Source organism: Mesorhizobium sp. M1E.F.Ca.ET.045.02.1.1 (genome assembly GCF_003952485.1).
Classification (GTDB): Bacteria; Pseudomonadota; Alphaproteobacteria; order Rhizobiales; family Rhizobiaceae; genus Mesorhizobium.
Genome location: NZ_CP034447.1, coordinates 5,990,038 through 6,007,377, shown reverse-complemented (window position 1 = coordinate 6,007,377; position 17,340 = coordinate 5,990,038). Strand labels below are relative to the sequence as shown.

15 protein-coding genes are annotated in these 17,340 nt (G+C 64.5%); 5 read left to right on the top strand and 10 right to left on the bottom strand.

What is annotated here, in order from left to right:
• Positions 1-60: 60 nt before the first annotated feature.
• The 6 genes from EJ070_RS29035 to EJ070_RS29010 form a co-directional block, all read right to left on the bottom strand.
• Positions 61-996, bottom strand: coding sequence for a phosphatidate cytidylyltransferase (locus EJ070_RS29035; RefSeq protein WP_126094434.1), 936 nt, complete (start codon positions 994-996; stop codon positions 61-63).
• Positions 996-1,655, bottom strand: coding sequence for a lysophospholipid acyltransferase family protein (locus EJ070_RS29030; RefSeq protein WP_126094433.1), 660 nt, complete (start codon positions 1,653-1,655; stop codon positions 996-998). Before EJ070_RS29030 ends, EJ070_RS29035 begins: the two co-directional genes overlap by 1 nt.
• Positions 1,652-2,095, bottom strand: a complete 444-nt coding sequence (locus EJ070_RS29025; protein ID WP_126094432.1) for a hypothetical protein — start codon at positions 2,093-2,095, stop codon at positions 1,652-1,654. The genes EJ070_RS29030 and EJ070_RS29025 overlap by 4 nt, the downstream gene beginning before the upstream one ends.
• Positions 2,092-3,429 carry a phosphatase PAP2/dual specificity phosphatase family protein gene (locus tag EJ070_RS29020; RefSeq protein WP_126094431.1) on the bottom strand — a complete coding sequence of 446 codons (1,338 nt, stop codon included), beginning with the start codon at positions 3,427-3,429 and terminating at the stop codon, positions 2,092-2,094. The genes EJ070_RS29025 and EJ070_RS29020 overlap by 4 nt, the downstream gene beginning before the upstream one ends.
• A 75-nt stretch (positions 3,430-3,504) precedes the next feature.
• Positions 3,505-5,292: a bifunctional alpha/beta hydrolase/class I SAM-dependent methyltransferase gene (locus tag EJ070_RS29015; protein ID WP_189350115.1), complete on the bottom strand. Its 1,788-nt coding sequence runs from the start codon at positions 5,290-5,292 to the stop codon at positions 3,505-3,507.
• A gap of 36 nt (positions 5,293-5,328) precedes the next feature.
• On the bottom strand, positions 5,329-5,937 hold the full coding sequence (locus EJ070_RS29010; RefSeq protein WP_126094429.1) for a CDP-alcohol phosphatidyltransferase family protein: 609 nt from the start codon (positions 5,935-5,937) through the stop codon (positions 5,329-5,331).
• A 351-nt stretch (positions 5,938-6,288) separates the two neighbouring features.
• Here EJ070_RS29010 and EJ070_RS29005 point away from each other — a divergent pair, with 351 nt between their 5' ends.
• The 3 genes from EJ070_RS29005 (at position 6,289) to EJ070_RS28995 (ending at position 9,762) form a co-directional block, all read left to right on the top strand.
• Entirely contained in the window at positions 6,289-6,762 is a 474-nt protein-coding gene (locus EJ070_RS29005) for a MarR family transcriptional regulator (protein ID WP_126095943.1), read from the top strand.
• Positions 6,759-7,937, top strand: coding sequence for an HlyD family secretion protein (locus tag EJ070_RS29000; protein WP_126094428.1), 1,179 nt, complete (start codon positions 6,759-6,761; stop codon positions 7,935-7,937). The genes EJ070_RS29005 and EJ070_RS29000 overlap by 4 nt, the downstream gene beginning before the upstream one ends.
• Before the next feature lie 292 nt (positions 7,938-8,229).
• A complete protein-coding gene (locus EJ070_RS28995) occupies positions 8,230-9,762 on the top strand; it encodes a DHA2 family efflux MFS transporter permease subunit (RefSeq protein ID WP_126094427.1) in 1,533 nt (510 codons plus the stop codon).
• Positions 9,763-9,977: 215 nt separating this feature from the next.
• Here EJ070_RS28995 and EJ070_RS28990 read toward each other — a convergent pair whose 3' ends face one another.
• Positions 9,978-10,484: a CAP domain-containing protein gene (locus tag EJ070_RS28990; RefSeq protein ID WP_126095942.1), complete on the bottom strand. Its 507-nt coding sequence runs from the start codon at positions 10,482-10,484 to the stop codon at positions 9,978-9,980.
• Positions 10,485-10,651: 167 nt separating this feature from the next.
• Between EJ070_RS28990 and EJ070_RS28985 the strand changes: the two genes are divergently transcribed.
• Entirely contained in the window at positions 10,652-11,476 is an 825-nt protein-coding gene (locus tag EJ070_RS28985) for a DUF2189 domain-containing protein (protein ID WP_126094426.1), read from the top strand.
• Positions 11,477-11,504: 28 nt separating this feature from the next.
• On the opposite strand, the gene EJ070_RS28980 is transcribed toward EJ070_RS28985, so the two are convergent.
• Positions 11,505-12,137 carry a LysE family translocator gene (locus tag EJ070_RS28980; RefSeq protein WP_126094425.1) on the bottom strand — a complete coding sequence of 211 codons (633 nt, stop codon included), beginning with the start codon at positions 12,135-12,137 and terminating at the stop codon, positions 11,505-11,507.
• A gap of 189 nt (positions 12,138-12,326) precedes the next feature.
• Between EJ070_RS28980 and EJ070_RS28975 the strand changes: the two genes are divergently transcribed.
• Positions 12,327-13,115, top strand: a complete 789-nt coding sequence (locus EJ070_RS28975) for an SDR family oxidoreductase (RefSeq protein ID WP_245464703.1) — start codon at positions 12,327-12,329, stop codon at positions 13,113-13,115.
• A 56-nt stretch (positions 13,116-13,171) separates the two neighbouring features.
• Here EJ070_RS28975 and EJ070_RS28970 read toward each other — a convergent pair whose 3' ends face one another.
• Together EJ070_RS28970 and EJ070_RS28965 are read right to left on the bottom strand one after the other, a co-directional pair.
• Positions 13,172-15,145, bottom strand: coding sequence for a pilus assembly protein (locus EJ070_RS28970; RefSeq protein WP_126094423.1), 1,974 nt, complete (start codon positions 15,143-15,145; stop codon positions 13,172-13,174).
• Positions 15,146-15,168: 23 nt separating this feature from the next.
• Positions 15,169-17,073, bottom strand: a complete 1,905-nt coding sequence (locus EJ070_RS28965; RefSeq protein WP_126094422.1) for a pilus assembly protein — start codon at positions 17,071-17,073, stop codon at positions 15,169-15,171.
• Positions 17,074-17,340: the final 267 nt, after the last annotated feature.

The window sequence follows — 17,340 nt, the reverse complement described above, 5'->3', positions numbered from 1 at the left end:
TTTTCCGATGTTTGGGTGAGACGGCCTTGGAACGGCGCCGGGAGACGCCGATGCCGACGGTCATACCGTCCAGAAATAGCGCACGATGTGGAAGAAGATCGGCGCGGCGAAGACCAGGCTGTCGGTGCGGTCGAGCATGCCGCCATGGCCCTCGATCAAATGCCCCCAGTCCTTGACGCCCTGGTCGCGCTTGATCGCCGAGGCGACGAGCCCGCCGAGAAAACCCATCGTGCAGGCGACGAAGGCGACCGCCGAAGCCTGCAGCGGCGAGAACGGCGTGATGAAGGACAAGAGCGCGCCGAGCAGGCTCGACGCGGCCAGTCCGCCGATCAGGCCCTCCCAGGTCTTCGAGGGCGAGACGGTGGGCGAGAAGCGGTGTTTTCCGAACAGCTTGCCAAAGATGTACTGCAGCACGTCGCTGCCCTGCACGACGATGATCAGGAAGGCGATGAGCAAGAGGTTGCGGCCTTCGAAGCCCGGCACGTTGAGCGTCAGCAGGGCAGGGACGTGGCTGACGCAGTAGACCGAGATCATGATCGCCCATTGCTGCGCGGCGATGCGCTCCAGGAAGCGCTCGGTGTCGCCATGCAGCGCCGTGATCGCGGGCATCAGCAGGAAGCAGTAGACCGGAATGAAGATGACGAAGAGGCCGTACCAGGCGGTCCACACCAGCCAATACTGGAACGGAATGACGATGCCGAACATGCCGAGCAGCACCCAATGGTCGCTGCGACGGCTGTGCGTCAGCGTCACGAATTCGCGCAGCGCCGCGAACGAGATCAGCGCGAACAGGATCGTCATGCCGTAGCGGCCGAAGAAGAAGGCGACCGTCATCAGCGCCACCATGACCCACCAGGCGTTGATGCGCTGAGTGAGGTTGACGAGCGTCGCGCTCAGCGGCTTCGGCGCGTGCATCGAAAGGATGCCGGCGGTGACGCTGGCGGTGCTCAGCACCACGAAAAGGCCGATGATGAGAATGCTGATTTCGTGGCGCATCAATCGTCTCGGTCGGGGCGCGGGTTGAGCGCCAGAAGCGCTGAGCGGGCGCGCTCGAGGAAGGCGCGGCGTTCCTCGCCCGGCGCCACCGCCACCGGTGCGCCGAAGACGACGCGGCAAAGCAGCGGTACCGGCAGGAACTGGCCTTTGGGCAGCACGCGCGACATGTTCTCGATCCAGCAAGGGATCAGTTCGACGTCCGGCCGCGCCATCGACAGATTGTAGAGCCCGGAGCGAAAAGGCAGCAGCTCGTCGCTCATGTTGCGAGTGCCTTCCGGGAAGATGATCAGCGAGTGGCCCTGGTCGAGCACGGAGAGCATGACGGAGATCGGGTTCTCCGCCTCGCTTGTCCATTGCCGGCTGATCAGCACGGAGGACAGCATGTCCTCGGCGATGAAGCGGCGCAGCCGCGACTTGCCCCAATATTCGGCAGCGGCCACCGCATGCGTGATGGCGCGCTCCGTCTCGCTGAGGCAGGCCGACAGCAAAATGAAATCGCCATGGCTGGTATGGTTGGCGAAGTAGATGCGCTGCCGGTCGGACGGCTGGCTGCCGCTCCAGATCGGGCGCACGCCGGTCACGGCCCACGCCAGCGCCGACAGGCCGACGGAGGTGACCGTCTGCAGCAGGGTGAAGGTCCGCAGCGCAAGCTTGCTCATCTGGGCATCCAGAACCCTGCTGTGAGGAACGCGACGACGAAGATCGCGAAGCCGATGCGCTGCCGCACGAGAAGGCGGCGCGTTCCTGCGATGCGATCGTCGAGCGGGCGCGGAGCGGTTGGCGCGGGCTTCAGCCGCATGCGCGAAAGGATGTCGTCGACCGCGGCGCCTCCGGAGGCGTCGTCTGAATGCGTCGCCATCAGCCGGAACAGCAGCGCGTCGAAGAGAAGAAGCGCGGAAAGCCCAAGCACCACGACAGCGCTCGCCGCCGCGACCAGCAGCGCCAGCACGGCAAGGGGCGCGTGGAGCGCGCCGCGCGCCGAGGCGACCAGCGGCGCGACGCTGTCGCCGGCGACGACGATGGCGGTCGGCCATGCCGCCTGCTTGATCAGCATGGCGGCGAAAGCGGCTGTCCGCTGCTGATAGGCTTCGTCCGTCATGCCGGCTCGTCCAGTCCGACCTGAAGATGCACCGGCCGGCCGGACCCGGCGAGCTGCTTGCGCGCCTGCGCCGGCGTGCGCGAGCGGCCGCTGGCGACCAGCCATCGGGCGACGACGGTGGCGCTGCGCTGGAAACCGAGCGCGCAACAGACCAGCACTGTGCCGTGCCTCCGCGCCGGCTCGATCGCCGCCACCGCGTTGTCGAGCGTGTCCGCGGGAGGCGGCAGGAGATCGAGCATGCCGAAGCTCGCCCAGCGGCCAGACGCGTCTCGCGGCCGCTCCAACTCGGCGGCAAGGTCGATCACGGTGCCGAAGCCGCTGGCTTCGCCGCTCGCCGGAAAACGCCCGAGGAATACGCCATCGGTGACCGCCACGACCGGCGGCAGCTTGCGCGTCCAGGCCAGGACATTGATCCTCGCGCCAAGCCGGTAAGGCCACAGCAGGATGCGGCTCGCCAGCGAAACCTGGCCGTCCGCCGTCTTCTGGAACACTTTCGCGCCGGCCCCGGCATAGGCGAAGGCGACGATGGCCAGCGCCAGCGCCGGCCACAAAAGGACAAGCGCGATAGCGGAAAAGAAGACACCGATGGCAGCGCCGGCGAGAACGAGCGCGGCGCCCAGCGCGTAGCACAGCGAAAGCCGCCGTGCCTTGGCATCGGCGGTCAGGCGGAATCCGGCGAAGGGCATCTCGCCCTTGGCTGGAAAGAGCCACAACGCAAAGAAGCCGAGCAGCGCGCCGGTGGGGATGTCGATGAAATGGTGCTGCCAGGTCGTCAGCACCGAGGCGCCGATCAGGAAGCACCAGCCGTGCCAAAGCGCGAGCAGTGGGCCTCCTAGGCGCTGGCGCCAGTGATCCCAGATGATCACCAAAAGCGCGATGTGCAGCGATGGCGCCTGGTTGAACGGCTTGTCGAAACCGCCGAGCACGGCAAACAGGAAGCCGGGCAGGCCGCTCGTTGCCGGCCGCACGAAGGTGGCGGTCAGCGGAAACAGGATGAAGCAGGTGACGGCGACGACCTGCGCGGTGAGGTAGCGGCTGGCCAGCCGGTCGACGCCCTGCCGGCTGTCGTTGAGCAGGAGCGACAGCCCGTAGAACAGGTTGATCGACCAGTAGGGCACGATCGTCCAGGCGAGGAATGGAACATGGTGCTCCCAGGCGAACACGATGCTGCCGACATGCTCGCGCGTCGACGCCAGCCAGTTGGCGAAGCCGTAGGTCGAATAGAAGAGTGGCGCGAGCAACGTGAGCCAAAGCGCTGCCCGGACGACGACACGCCCATAGGGCTCGGCGGATGTGGAGACTGCAAGGCGCGGGGGCTCGGCACTGGTGGGCATGCGTGGGCGGTCCTAGAGCATGATGCCGAAAAGTGTGAAGCGGTTTTCGGACGACATCATGCTCTATCTCTTGATTTAAAGCCGCCTTGCCAACGAGACGGTGAAGATGCCCCATTGGTCGATGCGCTGGTCGAGCTTCTCGAAGCCGGCCGCCTCGACCAGCTGGTCCATCTCGCCTTGCGTGCGCCGCCGCATCACCCAGGCCTGGCCGCCGCGATGCGAGGTTAGGCTGCGCGCGATCATTTCGAGCTGCGGATGCCAGGGCTGGTTGGTGTAGATCAGCAGGCTGCCGGGCTGCATGGCGCGGGCAAGGCCGCCGAGCGAGCGCGCAATCAGCGCGTTGTCGGCGAAGAGTTCGTAAAGGCCGGAGACGATCGCGAGATCCGGCGCCGGGTCGAGCGCCGCCAGCCCGTCGCCGTCGAAGGCGTCGGCGCGCTGGAAAGACACGCTCGCCGGCAATCGCCGCTCGGCGATCAGCTTGCGTCCGAGCTCGACATTGAGGTCGGAATAGTCCCGCAGGCGCACGCTGGCCGGCTGCTCGGTGCTCTTGCCGATCGCGTCCAGCAGGTAGCGGCCGTGGCCGGCGGCGATGTCAAGGATATGGCCGGGCCGTCCGGCGGCCTTGAGCGTTGCCAGCGACGAGCCGATCAGCTCTTCGAGGTTGAGCTTGCGCTGGCGGATCCCTCGCCAGCCGATGGCATCGAGGAAGGTCCGGTCGACCGCGCGGCCGATCGGCCCGAGACCGCGCGCCTCGTTCTCATAGACATAGTCCAGCGTCGAACCGGAATCGAAACCGGTGCTGACGCCGATCTTCATGCCTCGCGAGAACCAACTGCCGATGCGGATGGACGCGCGGCTCATTGCCCAATAGAGGCCCTTTGGCGACAGGAGATCGAGCGGCGAGGCGAGCCGGTCGGCCTCGTCGCGCGTATAGCCGGCGATATCGGCCTGTTTCAGGTCGACGGCAGGCGCCGGTGTCTGGAACTGCGCTTCGAGGAAGGGCCGGATCAAATCGAGCGCCTTCTCGCGGTCGCGTTCGCCCAGCGTGTCATGGAAGAAGCCCGGCAGAACATGCCGCTCCTTGATGCGGCTGCCGAGATTGACGAAGAATTCGTGCTGCGGCGCGGGCCGCACCACCCAGTCGCTGCCCGATAGGAGAAGCTGCGTCGGCACGGTGATGGCGCGGGCATCGGAAACGATGCGCGCCGCGTGCTGGTAGAGCTCGACCAGGATATTCGACGCGATCGGCCTTGTGATCAGCTTGTCGCTTTCGAAGGAAGCGATGCGCACCGGGTCATGGGTCAGCAGCTTCGCCTTGACATAGGAATTGACGAAGAAGCGCCCCTTGATCTTCTGCCAGAGCGCGATGCCTTCCTTGGCGAAGGGGACGTAGAGCTTGACCGAGAAGGCGGGCGAGGCGAGCACCATGGCGCGCAGTTTCGGCGCGTAGTCGTGCACCCACGCCGCGGCAAGCACCGCGCCGAAGGACTGCGCGACGAGCGCGATATCCCGCACGGCAATGCCGTCCCTGGCGGCGATCTCGCGCATGAAGCAGTCGATGTCGCGCAAAAGCGCCGAAAAGGACGGCGCATAGCCGCGCTCGCCGGCGGAGCGGCCGTTGCCGCGGGCATCCCAGGCATAGAAGGCGTGGTCGGGCATGCTGAGTTCATCGACGAGATGCGCCATGCGGCCGCCATGCTCGTGGCCGCGATGGAAGAGCACGACCGCGCCCTTGGCATCGGCCGATGCCGCCGGCCAGAAGCGATAGAATATCTCCGTGCCGTCATGGCTGCGGAAGGTGCGTTCCTGCGCCTGCCGCGCAAGGCTTTCCGCCGGCGCTGCGGCGATCTGTTCGTGAAGCATGGTGTCTCCCTCGGGCGGCATGGCTAGCCTCGATGCTCAGCCGCTGCTGCCAATAAGACCGGCGCGTATCCGGTTTATGGCGGTCAGCAGCGACAGCGTAGCCATGGCCGGAAACACAAATGGCGCGATCGCCGCCGGCCAGAAGCCGGCGGCGGCGAGCACCGCGACCACGCCCAGCGCCAGCGCCCTGTCGCTCTTGCCGAACGGTCCGGCGTAGTTTCGCCCGATCCCGGCGGCGATGCCGAGCACGCCGGCGAACTCGGTGAGCGCCGCGGCGATGGCAAAGGCGACGACGCCCCAGGCGCCGAATTGAGGGAAGGCGGCAAACGGCAGAATCAGCGCGAGATCCGAGACGACGTCGCAGATTTCGTTGAGATACATGCCGAGCGTCGAGGCCTGGCCATGCTCCCGCGCCAGCATGCCGTCGATGGCGTTGAGCGCCATGCGCGCGAAAAGCACGACGGGAATGAGGAAGAGCGGCGCGCGCCAGGCGGGCAACGCCGCGATAGCCGTTCCGGCCGCGACGGAGAGCAGGGCTGCCAGAATGGTTATTTTGTTGGCCGTCACGCCCATTGCGGCCAGCCTGCCGACCAGCGGCCGCAGCCTGTCCTGGAAAGCCGGTTTCAGCGCATAGAGCGTCGGCATTGTGCTGATCCCCCGATCCACGGCGTAAGCTGTATCACGAAGATGCCGAACGGCGCCAGCATACCAGCTAAAACACAGTGAATTTCAGGTGGTTGGCATCCCGCTGTGAAGGCATCGCCTCAGGCCGTCGCCGCTGCCCGTCCATACAGCGCTAATGCATGTCGCCCAAAAGTGCGCAGCGGTTTTGGGAGAACGACATGCAAACCAATGACCTAAAGCGCGTCGCCTCAATTCGTTTTCAGCGCGACGCGCTTTAGCCATGAGCGCTCCGCTTGCTTGCCATGTCGATTTCCGGCTTCTGGAACAATGCGCTCTCTTGAATAGTAAGCACGCTTATTATATATGCCGCTCATGGTTTCGGATGGCATCGACAGATTGGGATTTTTGATCCACGACGTGCAGCGCCTGATGCGCAAGCGCTTCGAGGCGCGCGCCAGCGGGCTCGGCCTGTCGTCGGCGCAATGGCGGCTTCTGGTCCGCGTCGCCAAGGAGGCGGGTGTCGCCCAGGCGCGGCTTGCCGAGCTGCTCGAGATCGAGCCGATCAGCGTCTCGCGCCTTGTCGACAGGATGGAAGAGGGCGGCTGGATCGAGCGCCGCCAGGACGCGACCGACCGGCGTGTGCGCATGATCTTCCCAACCGAGAAGGCAAATGCGGCCTATGCCGACGTCAAGAGCCTTGCCGGCGAGGTCTATGAGGAATCGCTCACCGGCGTGTCGCCGGAAGACCGGCGCATCCTGATCCGGGTGCTGGACACCATCGTGCAGAATCTGACGGACGGCGAAGCGTCGTCGCTGGAAAAGAATACGGAAGGCACAGCAGCATGAACGCGGCAGCCAAGATGGAAGACAACGTCACCAAGCTGGAAATGGAAGCGCCGGCGCAGCCGGCACCAGGTCCGGTTTCGGTGGCGCCGGTACCGCAGCCGGCTCCCGCGCCGAAGAAGAAGCGCCGCACCGGCCGCTTCCTTTTGATGGTCGCCCTGCCGCTGGCGCTGCTCGCCGGTGGCGCCTATGTCTGGGTGACCGGCGGACGCTATCAGGAGACCGAGAACGCCAACCTGCAGCAGGCCAGGATTTCGATCGCCTCCGATACGGCCGGCCGCATCGTCCAGGTCGGCATCGCCGATAACCAGACCGTCAAGCAGGGCGATCTTCTCTTCGTCATCGACCCCGAGCCCTATCGCATAGCGCTCGCCCAGGCCGACGCGGCGGTTGCCGCGGCGCGCCTCAATGTCGAGCAACTCCGCGCCGCCTACAGCCAGGCCATGGCGCAGGAAAAGTCGGCCGGCAGCGAGGTCGACTATGCGCAGTCGCAATATGATCGCGCCGCCGATCTCGCCCAGAAAGGCATCAACGCCAAGTCATCGTTGGATGAGGCCCGCAACGACCTCGACAAGGCCAAGCAGCAGTTGGCGGTTGCTCAGCAGGGCATCGTCAGCGCCAAGGCCGCGCTCGGCGGCAACCCGGACATCGAGACCGACAAGCATCCGACCGTGATGTCGGCTTTAGCCGCGCGCGACAAGGCCGCTTACGACCTCGCGCAGACCACGGTGAAGGCGCCGGCCGACGGCGTGGTCTACCAGGCCTCGTCCTTCAAGGTCGGCCAGTATGTCGCCGTCGGCACGCCGCTGTTTGCGCTGGTCGAGACCGGCGACATCTGGATCGACGCCAATTTCAAGGAAACCCAGCTTACCCATATGAAGCCGGGCCAGAAGGCCGAGATCGTGGTCGACACCTATCCGGGCAGGACCTTCGAGGCGACCGTCAAGGCGATCGGCGCCGGCACCGGCGCGGAGTTCTCGCTGCTGCCTGCCCAGAACGCCACCGGCAACTGGGTCAAGGTCACCCAGCGCATCCCCGTGCGCCTGGAGCTGACCGACCCCGATGCCAGGATGGCGCTGCGCACCGGCATGAGCGCGACGGTCACCGTCGACACCGGCGTGGCGCGCGGCCTGCCGTCGATCTTCGGTCACGCAACGGCCGGCGAGCCAGAGCAATAGGATGGAAAAACAAAGAGTTGGAGCAGGGGATTGGTCTGATGGAAGGCGTGGGAAAGCAAGGCGTTCGAGACGCGCCGCACCGCGGCTTTGACCGAAGCTGAAGCTTTCGACACGGGCCCGTCGGTCCTCAGGTTTCCGGGCGGCAGGCATCCCGCTCGAATAGAGACTTTCGGTCGATGTAACCCCCACATCGATCCTCGCGTCCCACCGCGATGAGGGTCTCTCAACGGAAGGCCTTGCCGCCCGGAAACCTAATGTACACGTTTTCGTTACCTGCTGGAAGTTCAGCACCATGAGCACGCCCGAACCCTTCAAAGAGGTCCCGCATCGCGGCCTGATCACGGTCGCGCTCATGCTGGCGACGATCATGCAGGCGCTCGACACCACGATCGCCAATGTCGCGCTGCCGACCATGACCGGCGACCTCGGCGCATCGCCCGACAACATCAACTGGGTGCTGACCTCCTATATCGTCGCCGCCGCGATCATGACGCCGGTGACCGGCTGGCTTGCCGACCGGTTTGGCCGCAAGGAGCTATTCCTCGCCTCGGTGGTCGGGTTCACCATCTTCTCCATGCTTTGCGGCCTGGCCTGGAGCCTCGATACGATAGTGCTGTTTCGCCTGCTGCAGGGCATGTTCGGCGCGGCGATCGTGCCGCTGTCGCAGACCTTCCTGCTCGACATCAACCCGAAAGAGCGCCACGGCCAGGCGATGGCGATCTGGGGCGCCGGCATTATGCTCGGGCCGATCCTGGGGCCGACGCTGGGCGGCTGGCTGACGGAAAATTTCAACTGGCGCTGGGTGTTCTTCATCAACCTGCCGGTCGGCATCCTCGCCTTCCTCGGCATGGCCGCCTATCTGCCGGTCATCGCCAAGCGCGTGCGCGGCTTCGACTTCTTCGGCTTCGCCATGATCTCGCTCGGCGTCGGCGCGCTGCAGCTCCTGCTCGATCGCGGCGGCGAGGTAGACTGGTTCAATTCGGCCGAGATCTGGATCGAGCTCGCTCTTTCGCTCACCGGCTTCTGGGTGTTCGCCATCCACACGGTGACGGCCGAGCATCCCTTCATCGATCCAAAGATATTCCTCGACCGCAATTTCGTGACCGGCCTGGGCTTCATCTTCGTCATGGGCGTGCTGATCCTGGCCTCGATGTCGCTCTTGCCGCCGATGTTGGCCAATATCTTCGGCTACCCGACCGTGACGATCGGCGTCGTGCTGGGGCCGCGCGGCATCGGCACGATGATCTCGATGCTGGTCGTCGGCCGCATCATGCACAGGATCGATGCGAGGATCCTCGTCGCCATAGGCTTCCTCCTCACAGCGCAGTCGCTCTACACCATGGCGAGCTTCACGCCGCAGATGGACAACTGGCTGATCATCTCTTCGGGCGTCATCCAGGGTCTCGGCATGGGCATGGTGTTCGTGCCGCTGTCGACGGTCGCCTTCGCTACGCTCGACGCGCGCTACCGCACCGACGCCACCTCGCTGTTCAGCCTGGTGCGCAATCTGGGTTCCTCGATCGGCGTGTCGGTGGTCGCGGCGCTGATGGTGCGCAACACGCAGGTGAACCACACCGAGCTGTCGGCCTTCATCAACACGTACAACCCGAACCTGTGGGCCGCCTCGCCGGCCGCCGCAGGCGGCGATCCCGCCGCGCTTTCGCAGGTCGACAGGCTGGTGAACGTCCAGTCGATGATGATCTCCTACATCAACGACTTCAAAATCCTGATGGTGATGACGCTGATTGCCGTTCCGTTCGTCATCCTGCTGCGCAAGCCGAAGGCGGCTCCGGCCAGTGGCGGGCCTGCTGCACATATGGATTGATCTCCATTCGCGCTGCCCCTGCGACGCCGGAGATTGGCGAAGGTGGCCGACCGCGGGGTCTCCCCCCTTGAGGGGGGAGATGGCCGGCAGGCCAGAGGGGGGCGGTCCGACTGGGCTCGGCTTGCTTGCGCACATGAAGGTTGGCGTTCCATGCGCGGCGACCCCCTCTGTCGCCTTCGGCGAAATCTCCCCCCTCGAGGGGGAGATTTGGCGCTCTACCTGCCCAGCACTAGCGCCCAGTAGCGCAGGCTGGGGTCGCGGCCGTCGCGCACGTAAGCCAGCCCGAAGCGACTGAAGTCCGGGTCGAGCATGTTGCGGCGGTGGCCGTCCGAATGCATCCAGATGTCGAACAGTTTCTGCTGGTCGAAGCGGCCCTCGGCGATATTCTCGCCGGCGGCGCCGTGCACCCCGTTGCCTTTCATGCGGGAGGCGAAATCCTTGCCCCACCCGGTGGTGTGGCTCATGCGGGCGCGCGACGCCATGTAGCCCGCCTGCTGGAGCGCGGCCTGCTCGAGCTGTGTGTCCGGCGTCAGTGTCGGCAGTCCGGCCGATGTGCGGATTGTGCTCAACGTGGTGGTAGCGGAGGACGACACGCCGGCGCCTTCGCCGGTTGGCACCGTGACGCTGTTGCAGGCGGCGACGCCGCCAAGGGCCGCAAGGCCGATGGCCTTGAGCAATGTTCGTCTGTCGAGATTGAGGGACATGGTGGTCGGGATGGTCATCGTGCCTCTGATACCGGCGATCATGGCTTTTGCCGGGCAGACGATGAAAATCGCGTGAAGCGCGACATCCCCCGGAAGATCGGCTATGATGGCCGCGTTCTTGAAAGTGGCAGCCACGGGCGGCCACCCCAGGCGGTGACCGCCCCCGCGAAATACGGAGGACGGTTATGGCTGGTTTTCATGTCATGGCGGACGCGCGAGGGATGCATGTGCAGCCCACGGTGCGCCACATCACCACGTCGGACCTATGGGATGCGTTGCGGCTCGGCGCCGAGGATTTCTGGGCCAAGCCTTCGCACTACGTGTTCCTGTGCCTGATCTATCCGGTCGTCGGACTGATCCTGACGCGGTGGTCGTCGGGCTCAAACGCCATCCAGCTCGTCTATCCGCTGATGTCGGGCTTCGCGCTGATCGGGCCCTTCGCGGCGATCGGTCTCTATGAGATCAGCCGCCGGCGCGAGCTCGGCATGGACTCGCACTGGCAGCATGCGCTCGACGTGCGCCATTCGCCGGCGCTACCCTCGATCGCCGTGATCGGCGGCCTGCTCTTCGGGCTCTTCCTTCTGTGGTTGTTCGCCGCGCAGTCGATCTACACCAGCCTGTTCGGCGCCGAGCCGCCGGCATCGGTCGGCACCTTCCTGCGCGACGTGCTGACGACCAGCAGGGGCTGGACGCTGATCCTGCTCGGCAACGCCGCAGGCTTCGTCTTCGCGGTCGTGGTGCTTGCCACAACCGTCATCGCCTTCCCGCTGCTGCTCGACCGCGATGTCGGCGCCGTCTCGGCGATCGAGACCTCGGCGCGTGCCGTGATGGCAAACCCGTTGCAGATGGCGCTCTGGGGCCTGACGGTCGCGGTGCTTCTGGTGATCGGCTCGATCCCGCTGTTTGCCGGCCTTGCCGTCGTCATGCCGATCCTCGGCCACGCGACCTGGCATCTCTATCGCAAGGTGATCGAGCCGGAGCAGATCCGGCCCGCCCGCCGGCCGATGTAGGTCTACGCCGGGGCCGCTAAGGCCGTCTCTACCTTTGCGCCTCGGTCGCCATTTTCAGCGCCAGCGCGGTCAGCACCGTGCCCATCATCCAGCGCTGGACGACCAGCCAGAACGGCCGTCCGGCGAGGAAGGTGGCGATCGAGCCGGCCGTCACCGCGATGATGGCGTTGACGGTGAGGCTGATCGAGATCTGCGTCACGCCCAGCACCAGAAGCTGCGACAGCACATGGCCCTTGGCCAGGTTGATGAACTGCGGCAGCAGCGACAGATAGAGCACCGCCACTTTCGGGTTGAGCAGGTTGGTCATCAGCCCCATGACGAACAGCTTGCGCGGCCTGTCCTTCGGCAGCTCGCGCACCTGGAACGGCGAGCGCCCGCCGGGCCTCAGCGCCTGCCAGGCTAGCCACAGCAGATAGAGCGCGCCGGCGATGCGCAGCGCGTCATAGGCGTAAGGCACGGCGAAGATGAGCGCGGTGATGCCCAAGGCGGCCGACAGCACATAGAACAGGAAGCCCAGCGCCACGCCGCCGAGCGAGATCAGCCCTGCCTTCGGCCCTTGCGATAGCGAGCGCGAGATCAGGTAGATCATGTTCGGCCCAGGCGTCAGCACCATGCCGAGGCAGATCAGCGCGAAAGTCAAATGGTTGGCGGCGTCGGGCACAGGCGTCTCCTGGAAAGCGCGCCTGAGATGTGCCCTGCCTCGCAGAATGGCGCAAGGGCTTCGAGGGCGCCGACCGTTGCGCCAGCCTCGATGCCGCCAAATCCGGCCGTTTCTCGACCAGGAGGTGATAATCCAATACACTTCCATTCACCTGGAAATTCGAGAGCCAGCTTTGCACGGGTCAACGCAATGCAAATCTCCTTCAAGGGCAAAAAGGTTGTTGTAACGGGTGCCAGTCGCGGCATCGGCCGGTCAATCGCTCTGGCATTTGCGGCGGAAGGCGCGGATGTCGCGATCTGCGCCCGCGGTGCGCCGGGTCTCGAAGCGGCTGAGGTCGAGCTGAAGCGGCATGGAGGGGCCATTTTCGCAATGCCATGCGACCTCGCAGAGGCATCTGCGCCCGCGAGCTTTGTGGCGGGAGCCGTTAGCGCGCTCGATGGTATCGACATTCTGGTCAACAACGCGTCGGGCATCGGCATGAGGGATGACGAGAGCGGCTGGCGAGCCAGCATCGACGTCGACCTGATGGCGACGGTGCGCACCACCCAGGCAGCCATCCCGTTCATGGAAAAAGCGGGGGGTGGCGTCATCATCAACATCTCGTCGATTTCCGGTTTCAGGGCGGTGCCGCGCACTTTGCCTTACGCTGCGATCAAGGCGGCGCTCGTCAACTACACAATGGGCCAGGGGTTGGCGCTTGCGCCAAAACGCATCCGGGTAAACGGCATCGCGCCCGGTTCGATCGAATTTCCAGGCGGCGTGTGGGATAACCGCAAGGCGTCCGATCCCCAACTGTATCAGCGCACGCTCGACAGCATACCTTGGGGGCGGTTTGGCACGCCGGAGGAGATCGCGAAAGTTGCTCTGTTCCTGGCGAGCGAAATGGGAAGTTGGATTACGGGGCAAACGATCGCGGTCGACGGTGGCCAGTTGCTGGCCTCAAAGACGGGCCCTTCAGCGACATTGCCTGCATCGTGAAGCATGCTTTCAGAGCCTGGACGCTGACGTTCGACGCCCGTTTCTGATTTCCGGCCTTACCCCACAACCCGCAAATTCGACAGTTCGTTCGCGATCTCCTTGAAGTTGTCCGACAGCGTCGCCCCGGTCGCGTTCCAGAGCAGCTTGGCCGGCTTGCTGGGGTCGGCCGGATCCTTGCGGAAGCGGGAGTCGGACGAGCAGGCCTTGAGCGCATCCATCGCCTTCTTGTCGTCGGCATCGGTCGAGGACATGTCGAGGGCCACCGTCATCACCATGATGTTGCCCGCCTTGGCGTTGTCGCACAGCTTGGCCATCTGCTCGTTCATCGCGGCGGTATAGTTGCCCGACGTGTAGTTGAACTGACCGATGTCGCTCGACGTGCCGCCGAACAGGCGGGTGACCGAGGTGCCGTTATAGCCGACGCCGGTATAGCCGTAGGCGGCGTAGGTCGACTTGTTTCCGGCCGGGTCGGAACTCACCGTCGAATAGGTGTTCTCGCCGTCGGTGAGCACGATGACGACCTTGTCGTTGCCGCGTTCGGTCTCCAGCCTCCCTTCCGTGAAGGGCTCCGCGCTGGAGACGGTGCGCCAGCCCCAGGCCATGCCTTCCGGAACGTTGGTGTTGCCGTTGGGAACCATCAGGTCGATCGCCGCCTTGATAGCGGCGAGCCCGTCCGCATTGGTGACGTCGGTGAGCGGCGTGATCGGGGTCGTGGTGCAACTGTAGTTGGGACCGGCGCCCTTGCTCAGCACCGGCGCATTCATCGGCCGCGGCTGGAAATACTTGGCCATATTGGATTGCCTGGTCTTGCCGGTGGTGCTCGACGGCTCGTCGTTCCACCAGCTGTTGGCGGCGCCGTAGGTCACCGGCTTCGGCTCGTCAGGGTCCTGGGTCACATACCAGTGGTTGCCGGGCTCGTCCGGCGCGAACATCGGCACGAACATGGTGGCGGGGTCGCCTTCGCCGGTGCCGGTGTTGTTGGGGCTGCCCGAAGCCGGCGTGTCGTCGACATTGTAAGGATAGGGCCGCACCTCGACGCATCCCTGCCAACTGGCGAACGGGCCGTAAGTGTCGACATAGTCGTATTCGTCATGGCTGCGCTTGCAGGTGTGGTTGTCGCGGTATTCGTCGCAGACGACGCGCTTGCTGCCGGCGATACGTTCGTGGCTGGTGACGACCTTCATGTCGCGGTAGAGCTCGAAGCGGGTCAGGATCTGGCCTTCCTCCGCGCCCCAGCCGGTGCCTTTCTTGTACCAGATGCCGTTGATCTTCTCGGCGTGTTTGTCGGACGCGCTCAGCGTCGACCAGTCGAAATTCTCGTTGGCTATCGGTGACAGGCCGTAAGTATCCATCCACGGGGCGTTGTCGTTCCGCGGTCCGACATTGACCGAGGCGGCGAAAGGCACGAGGCTGAACTGGACGGGCTTGTCGATCTGCTTGATCTGCGCCGCCTGCTGCGCCAGCGTGTCGACGAGCTGCTTGGCGGCCTGCTTGAGCAGGTCGATGCGCTTCTGCCCGGTGCCGGTGCCTGCCGTCGACATCGAGCCCGAATTGTCGAGCACCATCGCCACTTCCAGCGTGTTCTTCAGCCGCACCTGGGAATTCATGTCGAGCTTGACCGGCTTGTTCGCGTCGGCTTCGCTCACGCCGACGAGCAGTGCCGACGCCGGATAGAAATAGGGGTGGTAATTGAGTGTCGCGCTCATGGTCAGCAAGCCGCCGCCGGCCTGGTTGCTGGGCAGCGTGACATCGAGCGATACGTTCGCGGGATCGATGTTGTTGAGGTTGGCATTGAAGAAGTCGACCGCATAGGCCTTGATCTGGTCGTCCGTCGCGCCCTCGGCAAGTCGCCGCGCCGCGGCGAAGTTGGCGGCGTCGAGTGCGTTCAGCACCATCTGCTTCTGGCGGTTGAGTTCGCTGAAGTCGACGGCCAGCGCCACGGCGCCCATCAGGGGCACCATGGCGATCGCTGTCACCAGGGCATAATTGCCGCGCCGGTCACGGCAAAATCGACGCCAGAATTCGCGCATCTTGGTAGTTGCCCCCTTTCGGATCAGCTGACGATGCGCAGGTTCGACAATTCGTTGCCGATCGCCTTGAAGTCGTCCGACAGCGTGGCGCCGGTCGAGTTCCAGAACAGCTTCGCCGGCTTGCTCGGATCGTTCGGATCCTGGCGGAAGCGCGAATCGGACGAGCAGGTCTTCAACGCGCTCATCTGCGCGGCCTCGGTCGTATTGCCGGCATCGAGGTCGAGCGCGATGGTCATGACGATGATTCCAGCCGCCTTGGCATTGTCGCAAAGCGTGGCGAAATGCTCGCTCATCGCCTTCGTGTAGTTGGCGTTCGAATAATCGGTCTTGCTGACGCTGCTGCTGGTGCCGAGGAACGGGCGGCCATAGGAGTAGGTAGTGTTGTACGGCTTCACATAACCCAGGGCCGAGTAGGTGGATTTGGCGCCGGCTAGGTCGTTGGCTCCCAATGAGTTTGGCGTGTAGTAAGTGTTCGCGCCGTCGGTGAGCACGATGACGACCTTGTCGTTGCCCCTCTCGCTTTCGGACCGGCCATCGGTGAAAGGTGCGGTGCTGGAAAGGGTCCGCCAGCCCCAGGCCATGCCTTCCGGCACGTTCGTGGCGCCGACATCGACCATGGCATCGATGGCCGTCTTGACCGCGCTCGCGCCGGCCGTGGTGGAGACATCGGTCAGCGGCGTAATCGCAGTGGTGGTGCAACTTGTATTCGGTCCTGCGTCCATCCCGTAGGCAAGGGTGACTCCGGTACCTGGACTGAAATATTTCGGCATGTAGCGTTGCCGTTCCGCGTCCGTGCCTGTCGACATATCGACATGCCAATTGCTGTAGGCGGGGCGCCAAGAGCCATCGTTGTTGTCGGTTTCGTCTGGAGCGAACATCGGCACGAACAATGTCGCAGGGGTCGCCGTGGAAGCGGCGGTGTCCTGGATATTATAGGGATATGGCCGCGATTCAACGCAACCGCCCCAACTCGCGATGCTGGCATAGGTTGCTGGTGATGTCGTGGTCGTGCAAACCCTATTCCAGCCCGTGCCGGTGCATGTGGTCGTGGACGTCGTTGTTGCCACGCGCTGCATCTGCTTGTAGAGCGACGTGCGCGTCAGTTCCCGGTCCTTTTGGGTCGCGTCCCAGCCGGTTCCGCGTGCGTACCAAGCGTCGCCGACCTTCTCCGCATATTTGGTCGATCCCCAGGGCGACGCCGTCTGGCTCATCGTCGTCCAGTCGAAATTCTCATGATGGATGGGCGAAATCCCCTTGGGATCCATCCAGCTTGCATATTCATTCGCCGGGCCGACATTGACCGAGGCGGCGAACGGGACGAGGCTGAACTGAACCGGCTTGCTGACCTGCTTCATCAATTGCGCCTGGCCGGCCAACTGGTCGACAAGCTGCTTGGCGGCGCCCTTCAGCAAATCGAACCGCACCTGGTTGGAACCATGGCCGAGTTCGGCCATCGAGCCGGAATTGTCGAGCACCAGCGAGACTTCCAGCGTGTTCTTGAGCCGGATCTCCGACTTTGCCGAGAAATTGACGGTGGTGTCGCCCGCCTTGCCGCCCAGCAGCATGGCCGCCACTGGCAGGAAATAAGGCTCGTATTTCAGGGCTGCCAGCATGACCAGCGTGCCGCCGCCGGCATTGTTGTTGGGCAGGGTCACCGTCAGCGTCGTGTTGGCCGGAAGGACATGCCTGAGATTGGCCTCGAAGAACTGCTTGGCGTAGGCCTTGGCCTGATCGTCGGTCGCCCCACCGACGATCTGCTGCGCCGTGGCGATGCCGGCGGCGTCCAGCGCGTTGAGCGTCTCCTGCCGCTCCCGGACCAACTCCGTGTAGTCGACTGCAAGCGCCACGCCGCCCATCAGCGGCACCATCGTGATAACCGTCATCAGGGCATAATTGCCCCGCCTGTCGCGTAGAAATTCGCGGATCATTGCGTTAGCCCCCGCTAAAGACCCATATCGATGTACGACCATGGTCGTATTTGAGCTGCAACCATGGTCACAAATCTTTAAACTTCACCTTGCGCGAAAACATCAAGAAGGCACCGCCTTTTTGACGGTCCATTAACCCTGCGCTTCCGAACGGGCGATATCGGGGCTCGCCTGCCGGCGACGGCGAAAGCTGATGACAGGATGAAGCGCTTCGGTTATGCGGGACCGGCGGTGACGGCCTCCGGACCAAAGGAATGGCTGTCACGG

What these genes read in the sequence shown, in the direction of transcription:
- EJ070_RS29035 (WP_126094434.1), bottom strand. Translation starts at nt 996, where the DNA reads ATGCGCCACGAAATCAGCATTCTCATCATCGGCCTTTTCGTGGTGCTG.
- EJ070_RS29030 (WP_126094433.1), bottom strand. Translation starts at nt 1,655, where the DNA reads ATGAGCAAGCTTGCGCTGCGGACCTTCACCCTGCTGCAGACGGTCACC.
- EJ070_RS29025 (WP_126094432.1), bottom strand. Translation starts at nt 2,095, where the DNA reads ATGACGGACGAAGCCTATCAGCAGCGGACAGCCGCTTTCGCCGCCATG.
- EJ070_RS29020 (WP_126094431.1), bottom strand. Translation starts at nt 3,429, where the DNA reads ATGCCCACCAGTGCCGAGCCCCCGCGCCTTGCAGTCTCCACATCCGCC.
- EJ070_RS29015 (WP_189350115.1), bottom strand. Translation starts at nt 5,292, where the DNA reads ATGCTTCACGAACAGATCGCCGCAGCGCCGGCGGAAAGCCTTGCGCGG.
- EJ070_RS29010 (WP_126094429.1), bottom strand. Translation starts at nt 5,937, where the DNA reads ATGCCGACGCTCTATGCGCTGAAACCGGCTTTCCAGGACAGGCTGCGG.
- EJ070_RS29005 (WP_126095943.1), top strand. Translation starts at nt 6,289, where the DNA reads ATGGTTTCGGATGGCATCGACAGATTGGGATTTTTGATCCACGACGTG.
- EJ070_RS29000 (WP_126094428.1), top strand. Translation starts at nt 6,759, where the DNA reads ATGAACGCGGCAGCCAAGATGGAAGACAACGTCACCAAGCTGGAAATG.
- EJ070_RS28995 (WP_126094427.1), top strand. Translation starts at nt 8,230, where the DNA reads ATGAGCACGCCCGAACCCTTCAAAGAGGTCCCGCATCGCGGCCTGATC.
- EJ070_RS28990 (WP_126095942.1), bottom strand. Translation starts at nt 10,484, where the DNA reads ATGACCATCCCGACCACCATGTCCCTCAATCTCGACAGACGAACATTG.
- EJ070_RS28985 (WP_126094426.1), top strand. Translation starts at nt 10,652, where the DNA reads ATGGCTGGTTTTCATGTCATGGCGGACGCGCGAGGGATGCATGTGCAG.
- EJ070_RS28975 (WP_245464703.1), top strand. Translation starts at nt 12,327, where the DNA reads ATGCAAATCTCCTTCAAGGGCAAAAAGGTTGTTGTAACGGGTGCCAGT.
- EJ070_RS28970 (WP_126094423.1), bottom strand. Translation starts at nt 15,145, where the DNA reads ATGCGCGAATTCTGGCGTCGATTTTGCCGTGACCGGCGCGGCAATTAT.
- EJ070_RS28965 (WP_126094422.1), bottom strand. Translation starts at nt 17,073, where the DNA reads ATGATCCGCGAATTTCTACGCGACAGGCGGGGCAATTATGCCCTGATG.